General features: G+C 43.0%; 22 protein-coding genes. 6 read left to right on the forward strand and 16 right to left on the reverse strand.

The annotated features are described in order from the left end of the window. Window positions 1-4: 4 nt before the first annotated feature. From NI469_RS08265 to lgt, 3 genes are all read right to left on the reverse strand, one after another. Window positions 5-391, reverse strand: a complete 387-nt coding sequence (locus tag NI469_RS08265) for a hypothetical protein (RefSeq protein WP_085064498.1) — start codon at window positions 389-391, stop codon at window positions 5-7. Continuing rightward, the gene (locus tag NI469_RS08270; RefSeq protein ID WP_005103145.1) at window positions 384-776 is read right to left on the reverse strand and encodes a hypothetical protein; all 393 of its coding nucleotides are present in this window, start codon (window positions 774-776) and stop codon (window positions 384-386) included. The genes NI469_RS08265 and NI469_RS08270 overlap by 8 nt, the downstream gene beginning before the upstream one ends. 92 nt (window positions 777-868) lie before the next feature. After that, entirely contained in the window at window positions 869-1,678 is an 810-nt protein-coding gene (gene lgt, locus NI469_RS08275; protein ID WP_005250665.1) for a prolipoprotein diacylglyceryl transferase, read from the reverse strand. Between the two features lie 93 nt (window positions 1,679-1,771). Here lgt and NI469_RS08280 point away from each other — a divergent pair, with 93 nt between their 5' ends. Further along, window positions 1,772-2,551, forward strand: a complete 780-nt coding sequence (locus NI469_RS08280; protein ID WP_253147086.1) for an NRDE family protein — start codon at window positions 1,772-1,774, stop codon at window positions 2,549-2,551. Between the two features lie 56 nt (window positions 2,552-2,607). Here the strand turns inward: NI469_RS08280 and NI469_RS08285 are convergent, their stop codons facing one another. The 4 genes from NI469_RS08285 to tatA all read right to left on the reverse strand — a co-directional run bounded on the left by NI469_RS08285 (window position 2,608) and on the right by tatA (window position 6,453). Then, window positions 2,608-4,836: a PhoX family protein gene (locus NI469_RS08285; protein WP_005107927.1), complete on the reverse strand. Its 2,229-nt coding sequence runs from the start codon at window positions 4,834-4,836 to the stop codon at window positions 2,608-2,610. Between the two features lie 193 nt (window positions 4,837-5,029). Next, window positions 5,030-5,806 carry a twin-arginine translocase subunit TatC gene (gene tatC / locus NI469_RS08290; protein WP_253147085.1) on the reverse strand — a complete coding sequence of 259 codons (777 nt, stop codon included), beginning with the start codon at window positions 5,804-5,806 and terminating at the stop codon, window positions 5,030-5,032. Beyond that, entirely contained in the window at window positions 5,803-6,225 is a 423-nt protein-coding gene (tatB, locus tag NI469_RS08295; protein ID WP_253147083.1) for a Sec-independent protein translocase protein TatB, read from the reverse strand. The genes tatC and tatB overlap by 4 nt, the downstream gene beginning before the upstream one ends. Before the next feature lie 9 nt (window positions 6,226-6,234). Next, window positions 6,235-6,453 carry a Sec-independent protein translocase subunit TatA gene (tatA, locus tag NI469_RS08300; protein ID WP_004278419.1) on the reverse strand — a complete coding sequence of 73 codons (219 nt, stop codon included), beginning with the start codon at window positions 6,451-6,453 and terminating at the stop codon, window positions 6,235-6,237. 186 nt (window positions 6,454-6,639) lie between these two features. On the opposite strand from tatA, the gene NI469_RS08305 reads away from it, so the two are divergent. Continuing rightward, complete coding sequence (locus tag NI469_RS08305; protein ID WP_253147081.1) at window positions 6,640-7,521, forward strand: AEC family transporter; 882 nt, start codon at window positions 6,640-6,642, stop codon at window positions 7,519-7,521. Between the two features lie 116 nt (window positions 7,522-7,637). On the opposite strand, the gene rdgB is transcribed toward NI469_RS08305, so the two are convergent. The 8 genes from rdgB to NI469_RS08345 form a co-directional block, all read right to left on the reverse strand. Further along, the gene (gene rdgB, locus NI469_RS08310) at window positions 7,638-8,264 is read right to left on the reverse strand and encodes an RdgB/HAM1 family non-canonical purine NTP pyrophosphatase (protein WP_005245951.1); all 627 of its coding nucleotides are present in this window, start codon (window positions 8,262-8,264) and stop codon (window positions 7,638-7,640) included. A gap of 104 nt (window positions 8,265-8,368) precedes the next feature. Further along, window positions 8,369-8,959: a tetratricopeptide repeat protein gene (locus tag NI469_RS08315; RefSeq protein ID WP_253147080.1), complete on the reverse strand. Its 591-nt coding sequence runs from the start codon at window positions 8,957-8,959 to the stop codon at window positions 8,369-8,371. Continuing rightward, window positions 8,956-9,549: a methionine biosynthesis protein MetW gene (gene metW / locus NI469_RS08320; protein ID WP_004278415.1), complete on the reverse strand. Its 594-nt coding sequence runs from the start codon at window positions 9,547-9,549 to the stop codon at window positions 8,956-8,958. Before metW ends, NI469_RS08315 begins: the two co-directional genes overlap by 4 nt. Next, window positions 9,549-10,709 (reverse strand): homoserine O-succinyltransferase MetX, encoded by a 1,161-nt coding sequence (metX, locus tag NI469_RS08325; RefSeq protein ID WP_253147079.1) that lies wholly within the window; start codon window positions 10,707-10,709, stop codon window positions 9,549-9,551. Before metX ends, metW begins: the two co-directional genes overlap by 1 nt. Before the next feature lie 112 nt (window positions 10,710-10,821). Beyond that, complete coding sequence (leuA, locus tag NI469_RS08330; RefSeq protein WP_005250679.1) at window positions 10,822-12,519, reverse strand: 2-isopropylmalate synthase; 1,698 nt, start codon at window positions 12,517-12,519, stop codon at window positions 10,822-10,824. Between the two features lie 427 nt (window positions 12,520-12,946). Further along, the gene (locus tag NI469_RS08335) at window positions 12,947-13,630 is read right to left on the reverse strand and encodes a Fe2+-dependent dioxygenase (RefSeq protein ID WP_253174831.1); all 684 of its coding nucleotides are present in this window, start codon (window positions 13,628-13,630) and stop codon (window positions 12,947-12,949) included. Between the two features lie 71 nt (window positions 13,631-13,701). Continuing rightward, window positions 13,702-16,011 carry a TonB-dependent receptor gene (locus tag NI469_RS08340; RefSeq protein ID WP_253174833.1) on the reverse strand — a complete coding sequence of 770 codons (2,310 nt, stop codon included), beginning with the start codon at window positions 16,009-16,011 and terminating at the stop codon, window positions 13,702-13,704. A 310-nt stretch (window positions 16,012-16,321) separates the two neighbouring features. Further along, complete coding sequence (locus NI469_RS08345) at window positions 16,322-18,541, reverse strand: TonB-dependent receptor domain-containing protein (RefSeq protein WP_253147074.1); 2,220 nt, start codon at window positions 18,539-18,541, stop codon at window positions 16,322-16,324. A 266-nt stretch (window positions 18,542-18,807) separates the two neighbouring features. Here NI469_RS08345 and tig point away from each other — a divergent pair, with 266 nt between their 5' ends. The 4 genes from tig to NI469_RS08365 all read left to right on the forward strand — a co-directional run bounded on the left by tig (window position 18,808) and on the right by NI469_RS08365 (window position 23,166). Further along, window positions 18,808-20,139 carry a trigger factor gene (tig, locus tag NI469_RS08350; RefSeq protein WP_044111907.1) on the forward strand — a complete coding sequence of 444 codons (1,332 nt, stop codon included), beginning with the start codon at window positions 18,808-18,810 and terminating at the stop codon, window positions 20,137-20,139. Between the two features lie 194 nt (window positions 20,140-20,333). Further along, entirely contained in the window at window positions 20,334-20,939 is a 606-nt protein-coding gene (gene clpP / locus NI469_RS08355) for an ATP-dependent Clp endopeptidase proteolytic subunit ClpP (protein WP_004647427.1), read from the forward strand. Window positions 20,940-20,968: 29 nt separating this feature from the next. After that, window positions 20,969-22,279, forward strand: a complete 1,311-nt coding sequence (gene clpX, locus NI469_RS08360; RefSeq protein ID WP_253147073.1) for an ATP-dependent protease ATP-binding subunit ClpX — start codon at window positions 20,969-20,971, stop codon at window positions 22,277-22,279. Window positions 22,280-22,449: 170 nt separating this feature from the next. Continuing rightward, complete coding sequence (locus NI469_RS08365) at window positions 22,450-23,166, forward strand: DUF2846 domain-containing protein (RefSeq protein ID WP_253147072.1); 717 nt, start codon at window positions 22,450-22,452, stop codon at window positions 23,164-23,166. A gap of 69 nt (window positions 23,167-23,235) precedes the next feature. Here the strand turns inward: NI469_RS08365 and NI469_RS08370 are convergent, their stop codons facing one another. Next, window positions 23,236-24,762 carry a fumarate hydratase gene (locus NI469_RS08370; RefSeq protein ID WP_004278405.1) on the reverse strand — a complete coding sequence of 509 codons (1,527 nt, stop codon included), beginning with the start codon at window positions 24,760-24,762 and terminating at the stop codon, window positions 23,236-23,238. Between the last annotated feature and the right edge of the window lie 545 nt (window positions 24,763-25,307).

A 25,307-nucleotide genomic window follows, 5' to 3' on the forward strand; every position in this document is an offset into this window, starting at 1 on the left:
GTGATCAGTCCTCAAAACGCTTCGCACGGCTTTCATAGATTGAAACGATAAATAATCCAATCGCGGCAAAGCCAAGACATTGCAGACCCCAGGCAAATTTGCCCCATTGTTGGTGCTGTTCAGGCAAATAGCCAAACAGGGTAATTAAGGCAATGATGGGAATCACCCGGCTCAAGGCGCTAAAGCCATTTGCATAGGGATTGGATTTTGAGATTTTTAGGCGGAAATGGTGCAGTAAATGCACAACAATTCCAATCGCTAAACTCACCCCAACAAATATCGGACCTAACTGGGCCACAGTCGATGCTGCATAAATCAAAATACAGGTCGCGATGATGACAATGAGTTTGATTTGACGGCTACAGCGTTCCGAATACCAAAATTCAAGCATGTGGTGGCTCTGGATCCTGAGAGTTCTGATTGAGCAGCGACAGTGGAGAAAACAAACAAATTGCCAGTGCCATAAAGGCAATGCCTTGTGCACCCGGAATCAGGATTTCGCCCTGTTGCATATTCATAAAAACTAAAGCAATCAATAAGGCAATTGGAATCCAGGTCAGTAATCTATACAGCAAACCGGTCGGATTTTTGCTGGCAAAGTGGATTTTGCAGTAACGACAGATCAGAAAAATGATGCCGGTACCGACAAACATCAAAATAGAATCTAAGGGCAGTGGTTCCATCCAGTACAAGCCTGCAGCTGTCGCTGCAATCACAATAAAGATCAATAGTTTTTTGAGAACAGATACCTGCGGATTAAACCAGAACTCAAGCATAATGATGAAAGAATAGAAGAGATAATCGGCACTTTAGCATATTTTGAGTATAAAAAAGCGAGGCCTTTGCCTCGCTAAATTACGCGATTTTCTCAGCTATTTTTTTGTGGACCCCAGTCATATATTTTCTTCTGATAGGCATACCACATCATCCACAAGCCAATCAGGATCATTGGTAGGCTCAGGAATTGTCCTTTGCTCATCCAGCCAATAAACAGTTGGCCATTGTCCGGCTCACGGAAGAATTCAACCACAAAACGTGCCAAGCCATAACCGATCAGGAACAGCGCAGAAACTGCCATACGTGGACGTGGCTTCGAGCTGAACCACCACAGTATAATAAACAGGATCAGGCCTTCACATAGTGCCTGATAGAGTTGAGATGGATGACGAACCAGTTGCAGCGGATCGGTCGGAAAGATCATGCCCCAGGCAAAGTTTGGGTCGGTGACCTGACGGCCATACAGTTCGCCACCAATAAAGTTACCAATTCGGCCAAACATCAAGCCTGTCGGTACGCAAGGTGCGATAAAATCCAGAGTCTGGAACCAGGTCATCTTATATTTCTTGCACCACCACAACATGGCCAGAATGACCCCGAGGAAACCGCCATGGAAACTCATACCGCCGGTCCAGATCTGGAACAGCCATAAAGGATCGGCCAGGAACTGAGAAAAACCGTAGAAGAAGACATAACCGACACGGCCACCGATGATCACACCGAGTGCACCGAAGAAAATCAGGTCAGACACCATATCCGGTGTCCAGCCACGTTGTTTGGCGCGAAACGTCGCCAATCCCCAGGCAAATAAAAATGCCAGTAAGTACATCAGTCCATACCAGTGGACTTGTAAGGGCCCGAGCGAAATCGCGACGGGATCAATATTGGGATAGGTGAGCATTCCTGTTCCTTGTGATTCTGTTTTGCACAGATTTTAGCTTAAAGCAAAGAAAAATGTTGTACATTCAATGTGTAAAGATCGAGAGCGTAAATTATGTGTATCGTGGCATTGGCTTGGCGGGTTCTGGATCAGAGTTCATTATGTCTGATTTCAAATCGGGATGAGTTCTATCAGCGTCCTACGCAGGAGCTGCATGAATGGGAGAATAGTCCGATAATTGCCGGGCAAGATTTACAGTCGGGCGGTACCTGGATGGGGATTACGGCTTCTGGTCGCTGGGCGGTGATTACCAATTTTCGTGATGGGCAGGACAAAGGGCATTATCCGACTTCACGTGGACATATCATCCAGAACTTTTTAGATTCTGACTTAACGCCGATTCGTTTTGCTCAAGATCTTGAACAACGCCAGTGTGACTATGCCGGCTTTAATCTTTTTATGGGGGATCAAGATCAGGCCGTATATATGAGCAATCGCGGTGAAGCACCACAAGTACTGGCGCATGGCGTCTATGTGGTTTCGAATGGCCTGATGAGCGAAGACTGGTACAAGACCCGACATTTACGTAAACGCTTTACCCAGGAATTTTTACCGATGCTGCAACAACAGGAGATCGCAGAAGCAGATTTGTGTCATGCAGTCTGGGATATTCTGGAAGACGAACGCAAGGTGATTCCTGAACTTCTGCCAGACACCGGCATCTCGGTTGAAATGGAACAGCTGCTGTCTTCGACTTTTATCCAGAGTCCGGCCTATGGCACCCGATGCTCCAATTTTTTGAGAATGCAGCAGGGACAATGGCACTGGATTGAGAAGTCACAACAAGGTACAACCGCAGGTCAAACTATTGAGAAAATAATTAGCCTAAAATAATCACCGGATATAAAAAATGCCGACAGATGTCGGCATTTTTTAGGTCACTTCAGGGTTTAAGCTTTAGGGGTTTCTAACGACTCACCTGCAATGACACCGCCATCTTTACGGGTAATCACGACTGTTGCTGAGCGTGGACGTGAATACGCACGACCAGTACTGATTAAATGTTCAGCTTGGTTTGCAGGCCAAGTGCCACCTGGATGTTGCACGTTTACAAAAATGGCTTTGTAGTCAGGTGTCATAGTGACCCCTGTAATTTCACAGCCAGCAGGACCAACCAAGAAACGGCGTAGCTTCGAGTCATCGAGCTTCGCACCCATAGGTGTTTTTTGTGTGCCTGTCCCCGCTGTTGCGGTTTGTACAGAACCATCGCTCACTGAACCAGGAAGTGCTGCCAGCATCATGCAGTTGGTTGTATCCGTATATGCACCATCGTCAGTTTGTAACCATAATACGCCTCGGTCATCAAACCACATACCATCTGGGCTAGAGAAGTCATTTGCATCCGTCAAGCCAGAAAGGTTTACACCTGGGATTGAATCTGCTTCGGCACCAAATAGGAAAATATCCCATGTAAATGATGTTGCAGTAACATCGTCGCCTGTTTCACGGAAGCGAATCACGTGACCATTAATATTGCCACGTAGGCGGTTCGTTGCATCATCATCATCTGAATATTGGCGTGGATTAGCTGCATCAATTACATGTGCTGAACCGCGTTGTGAGTTATTGGTTAATGTGACATACACTTCGCCATTATGTGGATTTACCGCAACCCATTCAGGGCGGTCCATTTTAGTTGCGCCCGCTGCATCGGCTGCGATACGTGCATTGACCAAAATATCTGCTCGGTCTGCAAATTTGTATTCTGCATAGTTGGCAATCTTTGGATTAGACAAAGAGAGTTCTAACCATTGGCCTTTAGCTTCACCCGTTGCTTCATTGAAATCAAATTGCGCAACATAAAGCTTACCGTTATTCATGTATTTGTCGCCAGCCGCATAGCCACCGTTGACATCAGTAGGATTCCACGGAGTATCTGAGACAAATTTATAGATGTATTCGCCTTGTGAATCATCACCCATATAGAATGCAAGTGGTTTACCTGCAATGGCACGGCTAGCACGGCAGTCTTCATGAGCAAAGCGACCTAAAGCGGTACGTTTTACTGGCATACTACGATTATCAAACGGATCTATTTCAACAATCCAACCGAAAGTATTAATCGAGTTGCGATAATCCTCTTGTTCCGATGCACCGCTGATGACTGTGTTCCAACGGCTGAAATAATCTGGCGTAAAGATTTGTGGATTTCTAATGCTTTGCCAGTTATAACCACGTGCGCCATTATTGACTTTATAGCGTTTTAACGCATGTTCGGTATTGGCATCGCGTACATCCCCGCCTTCGGTGTCTTTTTGACGTGCGAGATATTGGTTGAAGTTTTCTTCAGTGGTGAGATAAGTGCCCCAAGGGGTATAGCCGTTACCACAGTTGTTGATGGTGCCACGTGTTTTGGTACCATCTGGGCTAAATGCTGTTTGTACCAACGTATTACCACGTACAGGGCCACGGTATTCCATTTCAGTTGCTGCTGTAATACGGCGGTTAAATGGCGAGTTTAAATCGACCGTGATTTCTTGTGTCTCAGGATTTTTGTTGATTGCAACAATAGAAACACCATGAGAGTTCACTTCACGGATCACTTCATCTTCAGTGATATCATCTTGATCAAATATGTTACCACGAGGGTGTAAGTCATCACGTTGTAAATATTCGTGATTCATCACCAATAAGCCAGTGTCCGATACAGTCGCATCAAAATTTTGCTTGCTGGTATTTAAACCAAAAAAGGTCATACCATCATGGTTGTCACCGACACGGCGTTCGTAGGATACACCACTAGGAATATTGTTTTCATCCCATACAGGTAGGCTTGGGTGTAAAGGATCACCTACCGCATGTAGGACTTTAAAATCATAGCCTTCAGCCACAGTAAATTGCTCTAAAGTGTTTTTATCCACTGGTTTGAAGGTTAATGATTTAGGTGTTGCAGTTAAATCTGGTTCATTCGGTGTTGCAGGTGTGCTTGGCGGAGTTGATTCTTCATCATTATCGCTACAGCCCGTAAGTGAGGCTGCTAAGGTTAATGCTACTGCACCACCAGCCGTCTTTTTAATTAAATCGCGACGACTCATCTGTTGGTTAAACAGTTGGTGAAATTCTGGGTTCCCCGAAGTGTTGCTGTCATAATCATCATTAAAAGCAATTTGATCAGTCATATTTTGTTCCTAGCAGTATGTGCTTGGTTGTTTTAAATGGTTATGAGTAAATTAACGGCTAAAAATGACAGGGAAGTGAAAGAATTGTTTCAATAAAATTAAATAAATCAGTATTTTATTGAAAATTAAAAACAAAAAGACAGCAAGAGCTGCCTGAGTAAATCGATATTTTTGTTGTTTTGGCTGGTTATTGTTATTCGGTCTTTAAACGACGTTTTTCAATCAGTTTTCCTGCCAGTAAACCCAGTTCAAACAGTAGCCACATTGGGACAGCCAGCATGATCATCGATAGGGCATCCGGAGGTGTAACAAACATTGCCACAAAAAAGCAACCCACAATAATAAAGCGCCGTTTCTCTACCAGAGTCTGTGTCGAAACTGCGCCAATCAAGATCAGAACCAGGGTAATAATGGGAATTTCAAAGGTAAAACCAAAGACCAGAAACAGCTTTAAACAGAAGCTGAGATAACTGTTGATGTCGGTCATCGGGGCCACAGTTTCCGGCGAAACACTGATAAAAAAATGCAGAATCGAGGGCAATGCCACAAAGTAGGCAAAACTGATACCGGTATAAAACAGCACGATACTGCCGATCAAAAGTGGCAAGGCCAAGCTCTTTTCTTTGGCATAGAGCGCAGGCTTAATAAAGGTCCAAAGCTGATACAGGATGAACGGCATCGCGATCATCAGCGCGACAAAGAAGTTCAGCTTAAAAGGTGCCATGAAGGTTGCAGTGACATCCGTGGCAATCATGGTTGAACTGGCTGGTAGCTGTGCACGCAACGGTTCGGACAACCATTGATAAGTCTGATTAGCAAAGGGTAATAAGCAGAAAAACAGGCCAATCAGGACCGCAACCACTTTAAACAGATGCTTTCTTAATATGATCAAATGCTGAGTAATCGGCATCTGTTCAAGGTTCAGCTCTGCAGCATCATTTGAGGCTGGTGTGGTCGGTAAGGATGTCATACGGCCACCTTCATTTCTGTATAGCGTGGTTCTGAAATCACGGTTTGAATTGCTTTAGGCTTGGGTAAATACACGGGGGATACAGGCTGTATCACCGGCTGATAGCTGAGCAAGGGCTGAACAGCTTGCGATTTTATTTTTACTTCATCGGTTGCCATCGGCTGCTGCAAATCTGTTATTTGTGCCTGCATCTTGGCTTCCAGTTCCTGAATCCGTTGCATTTCAGCTTGCATCTGTTCACGTAGCTCGGACAGGCGCAATTCACGGTCAAGATCATTCTGAACATTGCTCACCATACGCTTGATCTTGCCGTACCATGTTCCGACAAAACGGACTGCTTCCGGAAGCTTATCTGGCCCAAGGACCAAAAGTGCAATAATCCCGAAAATCAGCAGCTCGGTCATTCCAATATTGAGCATAGCGAACTCTTAACTTTTAACCGAATGTTCAGGCGTTTTGACTTGGGCCTCAATAGTGCGCGGCTCTGCAAGTTTGGCCTGTTCAGCTTCTTCATCTTTGACTGATTTTTTAAAGTCTTTAATCGCGCCGCCGACGTCTTTACCCAGATTTTTAAGTTTCGATGTGCCGAACAATAAAATCACTACAATTGCAAAAATCAGCACATGCCAAATTGATAATCCTGCCATTATTTTATCCTCTATATTTCATGCACCTATCTCAGCAGGCTTGTATGACAGCGCGGTGACGCTTTGATGACAGTTTGCCGACACAGCAGCGGGGTAATGAATCACTCAGATCAAAAATTCTATCATTTGAGAAAAACTAAGCTGTGCTAGCATACAGCCTGATATGGAAATCTCAGCAGCATTGTCATGGCCTTAATTCTTCCCCTCCTGTCTTTTCTGATCGGTTATTGGGGGGTGCAATATTTAAAACCAGTTCGACCTCTCTTGGCGTCTTTATTGGCCCGAGTACTGATTCCAGTACTGATTATCTACAACATGGTGTTTTACCAAGAGGGCAGTTTGTGGCTGATTGCCTTCAGCTTTTTCTGTTCCTGTCTGTTCTTTGCCCTATTTTATTTCACCTTGAAAAATAAACTGCGTGCCTTATGCCTGAGTTATTTAAATGGGGCATGGCTGGGGATTCCTTTTGCACTGGCAGTTTTTGGCCCGCAAGCGACCAGTACCGTGGTGGCCCTGTACATCGGTGGTTCCTTGTTTGGCAATGTCTGTGCGGTAATGGCAGTCAGTGAAGCCAGACAAGATAGTGGCTATATTTTAAAAAATGTACTGCTCTCACCACCTGTGGTGGCACTGTCGGTGGCAGCTCTATTATCATTTTGGGATTTGAGTCACTGGCAGCAAGTGCCTGGGATAGAGATACTGTATCAGGCCAATAAAGTGCTGGTCACTTTTAGCGGCATGTGTGTGCTGGGGATGTGGCTAAGTAATGTGCGGATCAGCCGCTTCGATTTAATGCGTAGTCTGCAACTGATTTTTTATAGAGGACTGTTTGCGGTTCTGCTGTGTGTTGCCGCTTATTATTATTTACCTATTCCGCAGCAGATGCTGATTTATGCGGTAATGCTGATGTTCTTTTTATTGCCGCCTGCAGCCAATATTGTGGCGCTGGAAACCCATTATCAGGGAACAGGCCATTCCGCCAAATATATTGCTTCGGGAACTTTGGCCAGCGCGATCTTGATTGCCTTATATGGGGCAGTCGTGCATGCATTGATGCCTACACTATAGATTCCCTCTCTTTTTAGGAGATGAGAAACGCTGTTTCGCAAGGGGAGAGGTGTATTTTAAAAATCTCTCACCCCAGCCCTCTCCCAAAGGGAGAGGGCTGGGGTGAGAGGAGGAACTTACTTCTCCAAACTCTTCTTAAACAACTGCATCGCCTGTCCACGATGACTGATTTTATTTTTCTCTTCCTTACTCATTTCTGCACTGGAAATTCCGAGTTCCGGTAACCAGAACAACGGGTCATAGCCAAAACCATTTTCACCACGCGCAGCTTCCAGAATTTCCCCGTGCCAGATACCCTGAAAGACTTGCGGTAAGGGATCTTCGGCATGTTGAACCAGTGCCAGTACGCAAACAAACATGCCCTCAATCACTTCACCATCTTGGCGTAAGGGTTTGAGATCGGCCAGCAGTTTTTCATTATTGGCGGCATCGTTGCCATGCTCACCGGAATAACGAGCCGAGTAAATGCCGGGAGCGCCGCCAAGAACTGGCACACAAATGCCTGAATCATCTGCAATAGCAGGTTTTCCGGAAATTTTAGAAGCATGACGAGCCTTAATAATGGCATTTTCGACAAAGCTTAGACCATCTTCGATCGCATCTTCGATATTCAACTTGCCTTGAGCCACGACTTCAACCGGCAGTTGCAGCTCGGCAAACAGTTTTTCAAACTCGGCAATTTTACCTTTGTTATTACTCGCCAATACCAGTGTGCCTTGGGATAACCAGTCAGTTGCAGCCATGTCAAAAACTCATTATTAGATAAAGAATGAGTACTATTTTAGCAATGGATCAGGAACTTGCGGCAATAAAAAAGCACCCGAAGGTGCTATTTATACCATTCAGCTTATTGTGCCTGAATCCATCTGTCGGCACGGTCACGCGCCTGACGGATCTGTTCTTGGGTCAGGTTGGCCGCCAAGGCAGTTTTTCTGCCTTCCGACAGCGTAATCACTTTATTGTCGAGCATGCCATCACGGGTAGATAGTTCATACCACTGGTAAGCGCCCATATAGTTTTTCTTTTTCTCTTCCATCATGGCAAGATTAAAACTGGCACGGTTATCGCCACGGCTGGCGGCTTTTTCAAAATACTGACGCGCCAGCGCTTCATCTTTTCGGGTGCCCATGCCATCTGCCAGCATACGGCCGACATTCAGCTGGGCAACCGCTAGACCCTGATCCGCAGCAGCTTTATACCAGGCAAAGGCCTGACGTTCATCTTTCTGGATGTCTTTACCATACTGGTATTTGGTGGCCAGATAAAACTGTGCACCCGCCTGACCGGCTTTCGCCGCTTTGGTCAGACTATTGATATCCATAATGGAATACTGAGCCGCTTGACTGGCAACAGAAGGACTCGGTGCAACATAATCTGCATGGGCTTGCATGCCAAAAAGTCCAGCCAGTAGCGTCGTACTTAATAATAATTTTTTCATAGCGCGCTCACTCGATAAATTGCGACTTCACCAAATAGATTAGGGAGATGCTTGCTCAGCAAACTATCTTCTTGATTCCCGTTCACAGCGAGTCGATTAATAATTTTGATGTTATTTTCCGCACAAAGTGCTTCAAAATCACGAAATGTACATAAGTGGATATTCGGGGTGTTATACCACATATACGGCAAGGCTTCAGAAACCGGCATTCTCCCTTTGATTGCCAAGAAAGACCGGGTCTTCCAGTGCGCAAAGTTCGGGAAGGTAATAATGGCCTGTTTCCCCACACGCACCATATCACGTAATAATACGTCAGGCGCATCTACAGCTTGCAAAGCTTGTGCCATGACCACATTGTCAAAAGACTGGTCAGCAAAGCGGCTTAAGCCGAGGTTTAAGTCCTGCTGGATGATATTTAACCCGCGACTGACGGCAATTGCAATCTTTTCCTGATCAATTTCTAATCCGTATGCACGAATATCGTGCTTTTTACTCATTTGTGCCAGCAGTTCACCATCGCCACAACCGAGGTCAAGTACGCTAGAACCGGGCTTAATCCACTTTTCAGCGAGTTGTTGATCGATACGCATTATATGGTCTCCTTCGGTGTTGCTTTCAGGTGTTCTTCACCCCCGAGAAATGCACGCAAAGATTTTACATAGAGCGGAATCGGGAACAGGAAGGAGTCATGGCCTTGTTCCGCATCAATATCCAGATAGCTGACAGGTTTATGGTTGCTAATTAAGGCATCCACGATTTCTTGCGAGCGGGCAGGGGTAAAACGCCAGTCAGTGGTGAATGACACCACCAGGAATTTGCACTGGGTATTGGCCATGGCTTTTTTGAGCGACTGTTCATATTCACGCGACGGATCAAAGTAATCCAGTGCCTTGGTCATGATCAGATAGGTATTGGCATCGAAGTTACGGCTGAACTGTTCACCCTGATAACGCAAATAGCTTTCGACCTGAAATTCAACATCGAAACCATACATAAATTTGCCTGATTTCAAATCGCGGCCAAACTTCTGCTTCATGGCTTCTTCGGACAGGTAGGTAATATGGCCGACCATACGTGCCAGAATCAGGCCACGTTTAGGATAGCTGTCATTTTCCAGATAACGACCATTATGGAAATCCGGGTCTGACAAAATCGACTGACGTGCCACTTCGTTAAAAGCAATATTCTGTGCAGAAAGCTTTGGAGCGCTGGCAATGATCACGCATTTTCTTAAACGGTTTGGATAATCCACTGACCATTGCAATGCCTGCATGCCACCCAGTGAACCGCCAATGATGGCATCCCAGGTATCAATTCCTAAACGATCAGAGAGCAGGGCTTGGGTTTTGACCCAGTCACGTACCGTAACCAATGGAAAATCGGGGCCATAAGGACGGTTGTCATTTTCAGGGTTGGGCGAGATCGGGCCGGTAGAACCGCTACAGCCACCAATATTATTCAGTGAAACCACAAAGAATTTTGAAGTATCAATGGCTTTGCCGGGGCCAATACATGAATCCCACCAGCCGGCTTTTTTATCATCTGCATGATGATAGCCTGCGGCATGGTGATGACCGGAAAGGGCATGACAAATCAGAATGGCATTGGACTTATCGGCATTGAGTTCGCCATAAGTTTCAACCATCAGTTCAAAACGTGGGAGGATGCGACCGCATTCAAGCTCTAACGGCTCTTCAAATTGGAACTTTTGTGGGACAACAATGCCCACTGAGTCAGCTGGAAAAGACACGGGGAGGATTCGCCTTAAATCTTTAGTATGAATAATAAAAGGATACCATTTGCCGGTATCCTTCTAAAGTCATTTTAGTGCTATGAATTATTGCTAATTCTAATACAGCCGTTTAGACCGCAGCAGCAATCACCTGATCAGTGCTTAAAACACCCTGATCAATCAGACGGTTGGTCGAGGCAATAATTGCTTCGATGGAAGAGGTCACGATGTTGTCATGTACCCCGGCACCAAAGGCAGATTTACCAGTACCTTTCACTTGAAGTTCGATCAAGGCCAAGGCTTTGGCATGAGCACCTGAACTGATGCTGCGCTCTTCATAGTTCACCACGTCAATCGGCAACTGAAGTGCATCCAAAATCGCAGAAATTGGACCATTGCCTTCACCACGAACACGACGTGACTGGCCATCAATTTCAAGATCAAGCTCAATCACCTGATTGCCATTGTCATCCGACAATTTATAGTTTTTCGCAGAATAGTGAACGTTTTTAGCATCCACATAAGTTTCTTTGAACAACTTCCAGATTTCAGTCGCACTGATTTCAGTGCCTTGCTCATCGGTACGTTTTTGTACAATTTGAGAGAATTCAATCTGTAAACGACGCGGCAAGATCACGTTGTAGTTCGATTCTAACAAGTAGGCAATACCACCTTTACCTGATTGTGAGTTAACACGGATCACGGCGTCATAGTCACGGCCCAAATCTTTCGGGTCGATTGGCAAGTACGGCATATCCCAGATTTCTTCGTTCTTCTGGAACTCGAAACCTTTTTTGATAGCATCCTGATGCGAACCCGAGAATGCAGTAAACACCAAATCACCGGCATAAGGATGACGCGGGTGCACAGGTAAACCAGTACATTCTTCCACAGTCGCAATGATTTCATTGATGTTGGAGAAGTCTAAGTTTGGTGCTACACCTTGAGTGTACATGTTCAAGGCAATCGCAGCCACGTCGACGTTACCGGTACGTTCGCCATTACCAAATACACAACCTTCGACCCGGTCAGCACCAGCCATAATTGCCAATTCAGAAGCGGCAATGCCACAACCACGGTCATTGTGACAGTGAACTGAAATGATCACGCCGTCACGACGCTGGATGTTGCGGTGCATCCATTCGATTTGATCGGCATAGATGTGTGGGCCTGAAACTTCTACGGTTGCAGGCAAGTTCAAGATCACTTTATTGGTCGGTGATGCTTCCCAGATTTCAGTGACGGCATCGCAGACATCTTTTGCAACTTCTAATTCGGTTGCAGTAAAACATTCCGGGCTGTACTGAAATACGAATTCAGTTTCCGGTTGTTTTGCGGCGTATTCTTTTACTTTCTGTGCAGCATTAATGGCTAACTGTTTTGCACCTTCAACATCAACATTCAAGACTTTGTTGCGGAATGTCGGCGAGTTGGAATTATAGATATGTACAATGGCACGTTTTGCGCCTTGTAAAGATTCAAAGGTACGTTGAATTAAATGATCACGTGCCTGAACCAATACCTCGATATAAACGTCATCCGGAATATGACCTTCTTCAATCAATTTACGGGTAAAGTCAAAGTCAATTTGTGATGCTGACGGGAAGCCGATTTCAATATGCTTGAAACCGATTTTCACCAACATCTGGAACATCTTGAATTTCTGCTCCATGTTCATTGGCTCAAAGATCGCTTGGTTGCCGTCACGCAGGTCGGTACTCATCCAGATTGGCGCTTTGTTGATTTCATTGTTCGGCCATTGACGGTCTGGTAAGTCCACACGTTGATACATGCGGCGGTATTTTTTACTTGGATCAGCCAACATCATGAGAGAGCTCCTTATGCTGACTCGGTTACCGTAATCTTGGTTAAAGCGGTGCGTGAGTCAGCGGCATAGATTTTGTCTATTCATTGGGTTTTAGTGACAGTCTGGTTCAAACCTGAAATATGGTCTAAATATTGGTGGTTTAGCTTCACCAAATGCACTAAATGCCTTATTTATAATTTAAAGTTTAATCCACTTATCCCGAAAAGTTTTTGCTATTTTTATGGATTTTAGTCGTATGGTAATAAAGATTTTCTTATAAAGTTTAAGTGGTGAAAAATATTTTCACTTATTTTAAATATTGTATTTTATATTTTCTTTATTTTAACATAATGCGTTATTTATTACGTTCAATTGTGCCATAAAGCAGTATATTTTGATAAAAAATAAATCCAGTTGTTTTCAAAGATCATTAACGTCAGGGCATGTTTTAAAGTTCAGCCCATTTACGCATTAAATTATGATACAGATTGGTCAGTTTCATGACTTCGGCGTGCTGATCACCTAGCTCAATTCTCAGATTTTGAATGCTCTGATCCAGATTAAACAGCATATGCCGCTCTGCATCATCCCGGATCATGCTTTGTACCCAAAAAAATGAAGCAATTCGACAACCGGAAGTGATTGGCGTGACTTCATGCAGGCTGGTCGACGGATACAGAATCATATCGCCGGCAGGCAATTTTACTTCGTGATAACCATAAGTGTCTTCGACCACCAGTTCACCACCGACATATTCTTCAGGTTCACTCAAGAAAACCGTACAGGATAAATCCGTTCTAAGGCGTTCATTGCTGCCACGGATACGACGAATCGAATTGTCGACATGAAAGCCGAAAGATTCATTATTTTCATAGCGGTTAAACAGGGGAGGAATAATATCCAGAGGAATTGCAGCTGATAAAAATAAAGCATGCTGTCCCAGAGATTCAAGAATGATTGTGCTTAAATGCTGGGTCAGGGGATGATCTTCAGGTAATTGCTGATTCTGTTTCACGGTGGCAGAGAGTGTACCCGCGGTAACTTTGCCATTGACCCACTCAATCTTATTCATCTCCTCACGGAAATATTGCACCTGTTCTTTGCTCAGTACATTTGGAATATGATGCAGCACGAGAAACCCCTGAATAATCGTATTTTAAAAATAACATAGCCCCCATCAGGAGGCTATGCGGTTGCATTGAATTAATATTTAAAGTTGACTGCTAACACTGCACTACGGCCTTCTGCTTCGGTCGCATAATGAGATGAATAGGCTTTTGTGAAATAGCGTTCATCAGACAGGTTATTAAGGTTTAATTGCAAATCAACGTTTTTATTCACGTTATAACGTGCCATGGCATCATAGCGAACATAGCCCGGAACATATTTTGTATTCGCAGCATCGCCATAGACTTTATCCATTGCCACAGCACCCGCACCTAAAGTTAAAGCTGGAGTTATTGCATAAGTCGTCCACAGGGTTGCGCTGTTTTTCGCGACGTTTTGAACCTGATTGCCATTAGTTGGGCTTGGAACATATACTGCTGGTGCTCCTGATGCCGCAGTATTAACAAAACCAGCATCAACAATTTCGCTGTCTAGATAAGTATAGCCAGCTGAAACTGCCCATTTATCAGTAATATTGCCATTTGCACCAAGTTCAATACCATCTACGCGAGTTTCACCAATATTACGAGTAAATCCATCTGTATCAAGAGCACGGGTATTCTCTTTTTCAGTTCTAAAAATAGCAGCAGTTAAATTTAACTTATCATTGAGTACATTCCATTTTGTACCAATTTCATATGTTTTAACTTCTTCTGGTTTTAGATTATTGATCGCTTTGGCCTGTTCTTCAGATGTATTTCTGCCCGGAACGCTAATACCTTCAGAGCCGTCACCAGCGTCCACGCCTACAGGGTTGGCAGAAGTGGCATAACTTGCATAAATCGCGCTGCTTTCAGTAGGTTTAAATGTTAAACCCGCTTGGTAATTAAAAAAGTCATTACTTGAAGTATATGCTGTTCCTGCTTTAATCGTTCCGGAATCTTTATTGTATTTCATATCCGTTTCGAACTTATCCCAGCGAACACCTAGGTCTACCAGCCATTGTGGGGTAATTTCTAGATTGTTCAAAGCATAGATAGATTGTGTTTTAGATGTGATATTAGTGACATTAGGATTTGGGGTAACAGTTCCTAACCAAGCATCATAAGAATTAGGATTGTTCAGATCGGTACACCAACCATTTGAATTGACTAACGAGCAGGCATTATTTGCATTGTTGTTATTGGAACTACCGCCAATTTTAGATGTATTCGGATCAGTGACTATATTCGATCCACGATCTGAATCTTGTTTAGAATATTCGGCACCAACATTGAACTTGTGCGTTAGCACCCCAGTATTGAACTTTCCTGTTAAAGCGAGTTGATCTGTAAAGCTGTCTGTACTGGTTAAATTGGTATTGAGGCGGCGCCAAATTTCATTATTTAAAATATTACCTTGGCTATCATCTGGTTGTGTCCACAAATAATTATTCTCAGACTTATTGTATACAGCGGTATTGCTAAGAGTAAGATCTTCATTTAGATCGTGTTCTAGTTTAATAGTACCAGATTGATTTTCTTGTTTTTGGAAGTCACGATTAAGCCATCCGTAGTAAATACCTTGTTTTACATCGACAGGTTTACCTACGGTTGCTTTTTTTACCGCATCATATTGATAAGGAACACCAGAATCAGGCGTATCATCAGACTTTAAGTAGTAATAGCTCAAAGTCGCGCGAGTAGGGGTGTCTAAGCCGAAACTAATGCTTGGCGCAATACCGGCACGTTTATATTCGGCACCATCTTTCTGACCAGCTTTTTCATTATGATGACCCATTACCGCAACACGTGCTGCGATACCATTTCCGAAATCTTTATTGCCATCTAAAGTAATACGTTGATAGTTATCTGTGCCGCCAGCGACTGAGCCTTCTAAAAAGTCACCTTTCTTCGCAACTTTAGAAATCATGTTGATGCTACCACCGGTCGCTCCTGCGCCGCCCATGGCAGACGCAGAACCTTTAGTCACTTCGACCTGTTCGACAGCAAACATTTCACGGTTTTGTGAAGTGGCATTACGAACGCCGTCTACATACATGGAGCTTTCAGAGTTATAACCACGAATAAATGGACGGTCACCGTTTGGGTTACCACCTTCACCTGCGCCCAAGGTAATCCCCGGAACTGTACGTAGTGCATCAGCTAAAGTCGTCACTTGTGTATCTGCAATCAGCTGTTTTGAAATCACTGAAACTGATTTGGGTGTGTCGAGTAAAGGAGCAACAAATTTGCTATTCGCAGATTGATCTACTTTTAAGCCAGGTGCTTGTTCAGCTTTGACTTCCTGATGGATAGTGTCGAGTCGAACAACATTGTCTTCAGCAATTGCATGTGTTCCCACAATAGACAAAGAGGAAATAATCGCAGAAGAAACGATCTTTTTACGTGTTTTAATAAAGGTCATGCGAAACCTGTTAATTATGTGATTAAACTGTATGCGAATAATAATGATTCTTGTTTTTCTTTATATCTTTGTATGATGGGAATTCATGATCTTTAAGAAAATATTAAATGAGATTTTAAATGTAATAATGTAACAATTTAATTTAAATCCATGTTTTTAATAAATATTGACAAAGCAGTCTGATTATTAAATTCTTATTGAGAATAATGATGTTTATAGAAGGGTAGATAGAGGCAGTATTTTGGGAAAGTATGGGTCTAACCATAAGAAAAAACCCTGCCGGGGCAGGGGGTTTTAAGAAATGTATTTCTTAGAATTTAAAAGTAGTGCTTAACTGAACGCGACGACCTTCTTGGGTATTGCTATACTTATTACGATACTTGCTACCACGACCAGTGAGTGTTGGTAGGTAAACATAATCAGTAAAGTCTTTATCAAATACGTTATACAGACCTACGCCTAAATCCCAGTTATTTGTAATGTTAAAGTTAGCCCCGATGTGGAATAGGCTATAACTTTTGTAATCACCTAAAGCATCTTGGATGATTTTATCATTACCGCTTAAATTACTTTTTCCTAAGAAACGACTTTTCTCAGAACGATATTCACCACGTGCCCATAAATTAGTATTGTCTGCTACTTGCCAATTTGCACTTGCATTCACTATATGTTCAGGTGTGTCATTAAGTTGTAAGCCTTTATCTTCACCTTTGGTAATTTCAGACTGAGTCCATGTATAGTTTGCTGCTAGTTTGACTGCATCAGTGACTTGCCACTGAGAACCTAATTCTAAGCCATAAAGTTCAACTTCTTCGGCATTGACATTGCGGCTAACTTCCCAACTATCATCCGGTTGAATTGCCCAAGGTGTACCACGATCACTTAAGTATGCGTTACATTCTGCATTAGAAAGTAAAGGTGCATCACTGGTCGATGTACCACATCTAAATTCACCTGCTCCACTAACAATTTTGTCATCAATAGTACTGTAGAAGCCTGTTAAATTGGCTTTAAATCCATTAAGGGCATCAAAGTAGAAACCAAGCTCCAGATTTTGACTGGTTTCAGGTTTTAAATTTGGGTTACCAAAACTTGGAGTGGCACCTTGACCACTGACATTATAAATGCCATCAACAAGCTGTTCTAAACGAGGAGCTTTATAGCCTTCTGCATATCCGCCTTTAACAGTCCACTGATCATTGGCATTCCATACTAAATATGCACGAGGTGTAAAGAAGTCACCGAACGTACTATGATCATCGAAGCGAGCACCTAAAGTTAGGGCTAAAGATGGCATGAATTGCCATGTATCTTCAACGAACAAACCTAATTGATCAAAAGAAACATCTTTATTGGTTCTTAGACCGTCGGTAATGGTTGCATCCCACCATTGACCACCAAAAACTAAATTATGGTTTTCGAAATATTGAGTAGAGAATTTAGTATCAAATACAACATCTTCACTTTCTAGGAGACGTGGAACATATTGTTCTGTGAGTTCTTCACCAACTAATGGAAGCATGCGTGCAGGTAATAAACGGCCTACAGTTTCTGTTTTATTTTGAGTAAGATTTGAATCTAATTGACCTAAATCAGTTTTCCACTCATGAATAAGTGCCCATTTCTCACGATTATATTCTTGAGCAGAGTCATAACCACCAGCAGCTCCTAAAGTACCTAACTGACTTTTACTGTTGTCATACCATTGATCTGTTTGTTCATATTCCAATGAGATTGCATGATCATCATTTGGAGTATAAGTCAGGCGGGTTCCAATCGTTTCTAAATCTGATTTAGTCGGGTTATTTCCTTGAGTAAGCTCGGCTGTATCTTCTTCATTCGTAAGATGAGATTGATCACGTTCTGCTTTACGTGCACGTAATTGAATACCTAATTTATCTTGAATCAATGGGCCGGAAATAAAAGCATCAGCTGAGCGCTGGTTACCAAACTCGGAATGGTTTGGAAGGATCGTGCCTTCTAAGGTAACTGCACCAGTCCATTCAGGTGAAACTTTTTTGGTAATAATGTTCACTACACCCCCCATAGCATCTGAGCCATACAGGGTAGAAGCAGGGCCTTTAATGACTTCAATACGTTCAATTGCAGAAATTGGTGGAATAAAACTATTATTTGATTCTCCAAAACCATTTGGAGTAATGCTGCCCACAGTATTTTGGCGACGACCATCAACAAGAATTAAAGTATATTCGGAGTCCATGCCACGCATACGAATATTTAAGCCACCAGTCTTGCCTGCTGAAGGAGAAATATCTACACCTTCAATATCAACTAAGGCATCTGCAATCGAGTTAATGCGTTTATTTTTCAAGTCTTCAGCAGTAATGACATTAATGGTAGCAGGGGCATCCGTAATCTTTTGTTCATAACCCGCTGCTGAAACCACAATCGTAGACATTTGATGTGTTGTTGTAGGAGTCGCTGTCTCGTTCACAGTCTCTGCGAAAGCAGATGTTGCTGTAACTCCAAGAATTGCCAATGTAAGTGGACGAAGACTAAAACTATGCATGACCAGATTCCCGAACCGAAGAATAAATTAGTATTGTTGCTCAAATAAGAAACTGGATATTAATGATAGTGTTTATCATTTGCAATAAAAATATACATTTTCTCCATTTAAATTGGGTTGACTGGGCATCTGGAAAGGTGGCAATTCAACTAAAAAAAGGGCTTAAAAACTGGAACTCGCGCGTATTTTTTGTATATCCTTAAATGTTGTCATATAATGTGGCACATTTTTATAAACCTGTTATAACCTAATATATAGAGGAAGCCATGCAAGTAACTTCTGAAGCGGTTTCGGGCGTTGCCCGTCGTTTAAATGTTTCTGTACCGACGAGCCGTATTAATGAGCAATTTGAAGCTCGTTTAAAACGCACTGCTAAAACTGCGAAGATCAACGGCTTCCGTCCAGGTAAAGTGCCTGTAAACGTAGTTCGTCGTGAATACGGCGCGGGTATCTACCAAGAAGTGGTAAACGATATTATTCGTGACACGGTATTCGAAGCGATCCAGCAAGAAAAAATCAATGCTGTGGGCATGCCAAACATCGAAAAAACTGAAATGAAAGACGACGCGCTGGTATATACAGCGACTGTTGAAGTTTATCCAGAAATCGAAGTGAAATTCGACGGCTTGGAAGTTGAGCGTAAAGCAGCTGAAGTAAATGACAAAGATGTTGAGAAGATGATTGAAAATCTTCAAAAACAACGTGCTGCTTGGGCTGAAACAAAAGGCATGGCTAAAAAAGACATGCAAGTAACTTTTGATTTCGAAGGTTCAATCGACGGCGAAAAATTTGAAGGCGGTTCTGCAGAAGACTTCAAACTAGTACTTGGTTCTGGTCGTATGATCCCTGGCTTCGAAGACGGTATCGTTGGTATGAAGAAAGGCGAAGAGAAAGTGATTGATGTAACTTTCCCTGAAGACTACCAAGCTGAAAACCTTGCTGGTAAACAAGCTCAATTCAAAATCACTGTGAAGCTTGTTGAAAAACAAAAACTTCCAGAAATCGATGCTGAATTCCTGAAAATCTTCGGTGTATCTGAAGAAGAAGGCGTTGAGAAGTTAAAAGCTGACGTTCGTAAAAACATGGAACGTGAAGTGAAGAATGGCCTTCGCAACCAGGTTAAAGGCGCGACTTTCGATGCATTAGTTGCTGCAAACGAAGTTGAACTTCCAGCTACTATGCTTGCTCAAGAAATTGACCGTCAACGTCAACAAATGATCCAGCAGTTCACACAGCAGTTTGGTGCTCAAGGTGCGAAAGCATTTGATTCAAGCATGCTTCCAGACGAATTGTTCAAAGAACAAGCTGAAAAATCTGTAAAACTTGGCGTACTTGTAAGCCGTGTTTTAGCTGATGCGAAAATTGAAGTAGATGCTGCACGCGTTGAAGCGTACATCGAAGACATGGCTTCTTCTTATGAAGATCCAAACGAAGTAATTGAATACTTCAAAAACGATGCGCAACAACGTGCCCAAATCGAAGCAGTTGTACTAGAAGACCAAGTTGTTGATTACATTTTGGCTTCTGCTAAAGTAACTGATGCGACTGTAAGCTATGAAGACTTATTGAAAGAGCAGCAAGCTCGTCAACAAGGCTAATTTAGCTTTCGATAAAAAAGGCGCTTAATGCGCCTTTTTTTCATATTGATGCCTGAAAAAAGCATTTCTGTTTTTCACAAAACTAATGCAAAAAATATAATGGATTTGTTGGCGAATTTTTTGCAATTTCAGTGATTATCCCTCATATTGTGATTATGGGTTAGGTCACAAAAAATTTAGGAATAAATAAACGTATGTATGTTCCAACGATTGAAAACGCTTTAGTGCCAATGGTGGTAGAACAATCCTCTCGTGGTGAGCGTTCTTTTGATATTTATTCACGCCTTTTGCGTGAACGTGTAATTTTTATGACGGGCGAAGTTGAAGACAACATGGCGAACCTGATCGTTGCGCAAATGTTGTTTTTAGAGGCGGAAAATCCAGATAAAGATATTCATCTATATATCAATTCACCAGGCGGTTCGGTAACTGCGGGTATGGCGATTTATGACACCATGCAGTTTATCAAACCTGATGTCGTAACGTACTGCATGGGTCAGGCAGCATCAATGGGTGCGTTCCTGCTGAATGCCGGTACCAAAGGCAAGCGTTATTGCCTTGAAAATGCCCGTGTCATGATTCACCAGCCATTGGGTGGTTTCCGTGGTCAGGCTTCAGATATTGAAATTCATGCACGTGAAATCCTGTTTATTAAAGAACGTTTAAACCGTTTAATGGCTGAACACAGCGGTCAGGATTACGAGAAAGTTGCACGTGATACAGACCGTGACAACTTTATGACTGCTCAGCAAGCGAAAGAATACGGTCTTGTGGACGAAGTTTTAACTAAACGTCCATAAGTTTTAAAGATTGAGATAGTGGAGTAAATATGTCCGAACATCCTCAAGGACAAAAGCATTGTTCATTTTGCGGTAAAACGCAGTCTGAAGTCGGGAAGCTGATTGCAGGCGAGGACGCATACATTTGTAACGAATGTGTGGACGTATGCTTAGATTTGGTTCAAACCAGTCAGCAGGTGGAAACCAATGACTGGGCCAATCGACCTTTGCCGAAACCGCATGAAATTCGTGCGGCCTTGGATCAATATGTGATTGGTCAGGACGTCGCGAAAAAAACCTTGTCAGTTGCGGTTTATAACCATTACAAGCGCTTGAAAGTGCAAAATAATGGCAAGAAAGCTGATGATTCAGTCGAGCTTTCAAAAAGTAATATTATGTTGGTTGGTCCGACAGGATCGGGCAAAACCTTGCTTGCACAAACGCTGGCACGTCTTCTTGATGTTCCATTTGCCATGGCAGATGCAACGACACTGACCGAAGCCGGTTATGTGGGTGAAGATGTAGAAAACATCGTACAGAAGCTACTGCAAAAAGCCGATTACGATGTCGAAAAAGCGCAAAAGGGCATTATCTATATCGACGAGATCGACAAGATTACCCGCAAGTCTGAAAACCCATCCATCACGCGTGATGTATCGGGTGAAGGTGTTCAGCAAGCATTATTGAAAATGATTGAAGGTACGGTTGCATCAATTCCGCCACAAGGTGGACGTAAGCATCCGCAGCAAGAATTCATTCAGATTGATACCTCGAACATCCTGTTTATCTGTGGTGGTGCATTCTCAGGACTTGAGAAAATTGTACAGCAACGTCAGGAAAAAGGTGGCATCGGCTTTACTGCAGAAGTGCGTAAAAAAGATGAAACCAAGAAGCTGTCTGACTTGTTCCGTCAAGTTGAAGCAACTGACCTGGTAAAATTTGGTTTGATTCCAGAATTTATTGGTCGTTTGCCAGTAATTGCCACTTTGGACGAGTTGGATGAAGAAGCATTGATGCAGATTCTGACTGAGCCGAAGAACGCTTTGACCCGTCAGTATCAACATCTGTTTGATATGGAAAATGTGGATCTGGTTTTTGAAGAATCGGCATTACGCGCAGTGGCTAAGAAAGCAGTTGAGCGTAATACAGGCGCGCGTGGTTTACGTTCGATCCTAGAAAATTCATTGCTGGAAACCATGTATGACTTGCCAAGCCGTAGCGATGTCGGCACTGTCGTCATCAATGAAGCTGTGATTAAAGGTGAAGCAGAGCCGGAATACCGTGCCGAGCGTCAGCCACATGATCAGCAAGAGACAGCAACAAAAATAGATTTAAAGGTCGTAAATAGCAAATCTGCTTAATTGCTATTCGTCCGAAACGTGCGAAAACTCCGTGTTTTTGCACGTTTTTTATTTCCAAAAATAAAACTCGGTGTTAATCTGGTTCACTAGGCGTGGATGCCTAAAACTTATAAAAAACAAATCGCAAAGCACTTGCATACAAAAGAATAAAGACGCAGTGAGGGATAAGCATGCGTGGAGTCGCAATTGTACTCATCAGCAGTTTGGCATTGCTGGGGTGTCATGGTAAGAAAGCCGTCGTTGAGCCTACACAGCCACTCAGCACTTTAAAAAATATCGATCTTGAAAAAAAACCGGGCTTTGTCGAGCAGCATCGTATTGGTATGTTCACCATTGGCGGTTGGGTCAATCAAAAGCAAGGCAACCAGTTTCAGACGGTGAAACCGCAGCATGATGAAGCCGCTATCGTCTATTTATACCGACCAGATTCCAGATGGAACCGTCAGGAAATGGTTGCTGCCAGCCTGTTTATTAATCAAGAGCATATTCCAAGCTTATTGCATAATCATTATTACTGGATTGAAGTACCTGCAGGGACGTATCGTTTGAGTACCAGTCGACCGCTAGGCGCGCTACATTTCCAGAAGCCTAAATATCTGGATTTTACTGTCGAAGCGGGACAGTCTTATTTTATTAAATATGATGAAGAAAATATCAGTACACGCCGGAGTGTTTCCGGGCCGCTCATGCTAATGCCGGAAAAAGTTGGCCTGAATGAAATTGCTTTTACTCAGCTAAAATCAGACAGTTTTAACTTCGTGGCACAAGATCAGGAAACAGGCCAGATGCGTAAAAAAGCCCAAAAAATTGAACCGACTGCTTATGACCCATCATTAGATGTACAGTTGAAAGCACCTTTTAAACTTTGGGATCCGCGGACTTGGTAATTTGGACATTTCTTTGAGCACACATCATAAAAAAGCACCCATTCAGGGTGCTTTTTTATACAGTTTTAATTAGCCCGCAGCAGCGTCAACTACTGGAATCTTACCAATTTTTGCTTGCCAGATTTTTGGTGCAGTTGCGTGAATAGAAGTACCATTCACATCAACCGCTACAGATACCGGCATATCTTTTACCACAAACTTGTAAATTGCTTCCATACCCAGGTCAGCAAAGGCAACCACTTCAGCTTCGCGAATAGCTTTAGACACGAGGTAAGCAGCACCACCGACAGCCATCAGGTAAGTTGCCTGGTTGTCTTTAATGGCTTCAACGGCAGCAGGACCACGGTCTGCTTTACCGATCATGCCGAACATGCCAGTTGCTTCAAGAACTTGACGCGTAAATTTATCCATACGCGTAGCCGTTGTTGGGCCAGCAGGGCCTACAACTTCGTCGCCGACTGGATCAACAGGGCCAACGTAGTAGATAAACTTGCCTTTCAGATCAACAGGAAGTTCTTCACCGTTGTTCAGCATGTCGACCATACGTTTGTGTGCAGCATCACGACCTGTATAGATTGTACCGTTAAGAAGAAGTGTATCGCCTGGTTTCCAGCTATTCATTTCTTCTTGGGTAATCGTGTCAAGGTCAACACGTTTAGAAGATGAAGAATCCCAAGTCACAGCAGGGTAGTCTTCAAGTTTAGGTGCTTGAATATGTGCAACACCTGTACCATCTAACTGGAAGTGTGCATGACGAGTCGCAGCACAGTTCGGGATCATACCAACTGGTTTACCTGCAGCATGACATGGATAATCTTTGATTTTAATATCAAGTACAGTGGTTAAACCGCCAAGACCTTGTGCACCAATACCCAAAGCATTTACTTTTTCGAAGATTTCGATACGAAGCTCTTCCATTTTGCTTTGTGGACCACGACGAAGCAATTCGTCCATGTTGATCTCTTCCATCAATGCTTCTTTGGCAAGCATCATGGCTTTTTCAGCAGTACCACCGATCCCGATTCCCAGCATACCTGGTGGACACCAGCCTGCACCCATGGTTGGAACAGTTTTCAGTACCCAATCCACGATTGAATCAGATGGGTTTAACATTGCTAGTTTAGATTTGTTTTCTGAACCGCCACCTTTGGCTGCCACAGTGATATCTACTTTATTACCAGGCACAAGCTTGTGGTAAATCACGGCAGGAGTGTTGTCTTTGGTGTTCTTACGACCAAATGCAGGATCAGCCAGAACTGATGCGCGAAGCACGTTCGAGTTTTCTAAATAACCCTGACGTACGCCTTCATTGATTGCATCATCCAGGCTCATGGTTAAATCGAATTTAACGTCCATGCCCACTTCAACAAATACGTTGACGATACCGGTATCTTGACAGATTGGGCGGTGGCCTTCTGCACACATGCGTGAGTTAATTAAGATTTGTGCGATCGCATCTTTAGCAGCTTTGTTCTCTTCACGATCATACGCACGGCTCATCGCTTGGATAAAGTCTTGTGGATGATAATAAGAAATGAACTGAAGCGCATCTTTAACTGATGTGATCAAGTCATCTTGCTTGATAATAGTTGTCATACAAATATCTCTTGAGCGGGCTGATAGCTAGCGGGCTAAATTATAAGACAAAAGAATCGGGTTGTGGGCATTTTGGGCGAGCATTGGCCGAAAGTTTATAGTTTAAGCAATCTGAGCAAGGACTTTAGCTATTCCATGGGTCAAATATGACAGCAAGTTGTCATATTTCAGATAAAAAATACGCATAATTTTGCTTATTCCGTCTTAAGTGATTGAATTTTATTAATTGTTTTAAATCTAATAAAAAACCAGATTGTCATATAACTGTCATAAAACTTTTACATAATGCAGCTATCAACTAAAGGAGATCCTAACAATGGTTACAGGTATTTTGATGGCAGCTGGTTTTTGTGTATATATCGCTGCAACTTGGATGTACGGTCAGAAAGAAGATCAAGCCTAAGCTTTATCTTCTTTTTTATTTTAAGACCTCAAAGAATTAACCTATCTTCAAATCTTCAAATCTTCAAATCTTCAAATCTTCAAATCTTCAAATCTTCAAATCTTCAAATCTTCAAATCTTCAAATCTTCAAATCTTCAAATC

This window comes from Acinetobacter lwoffii (genome assembly GCF_024129735.1).
GTDB classification, from domain to species: Bacteria; Pseudomonadota; Gammaproteobacteria; order Pseudomonadales; family Moraxellaceae; genus Acinetobacter; species Acinetobacter lwoffii_H.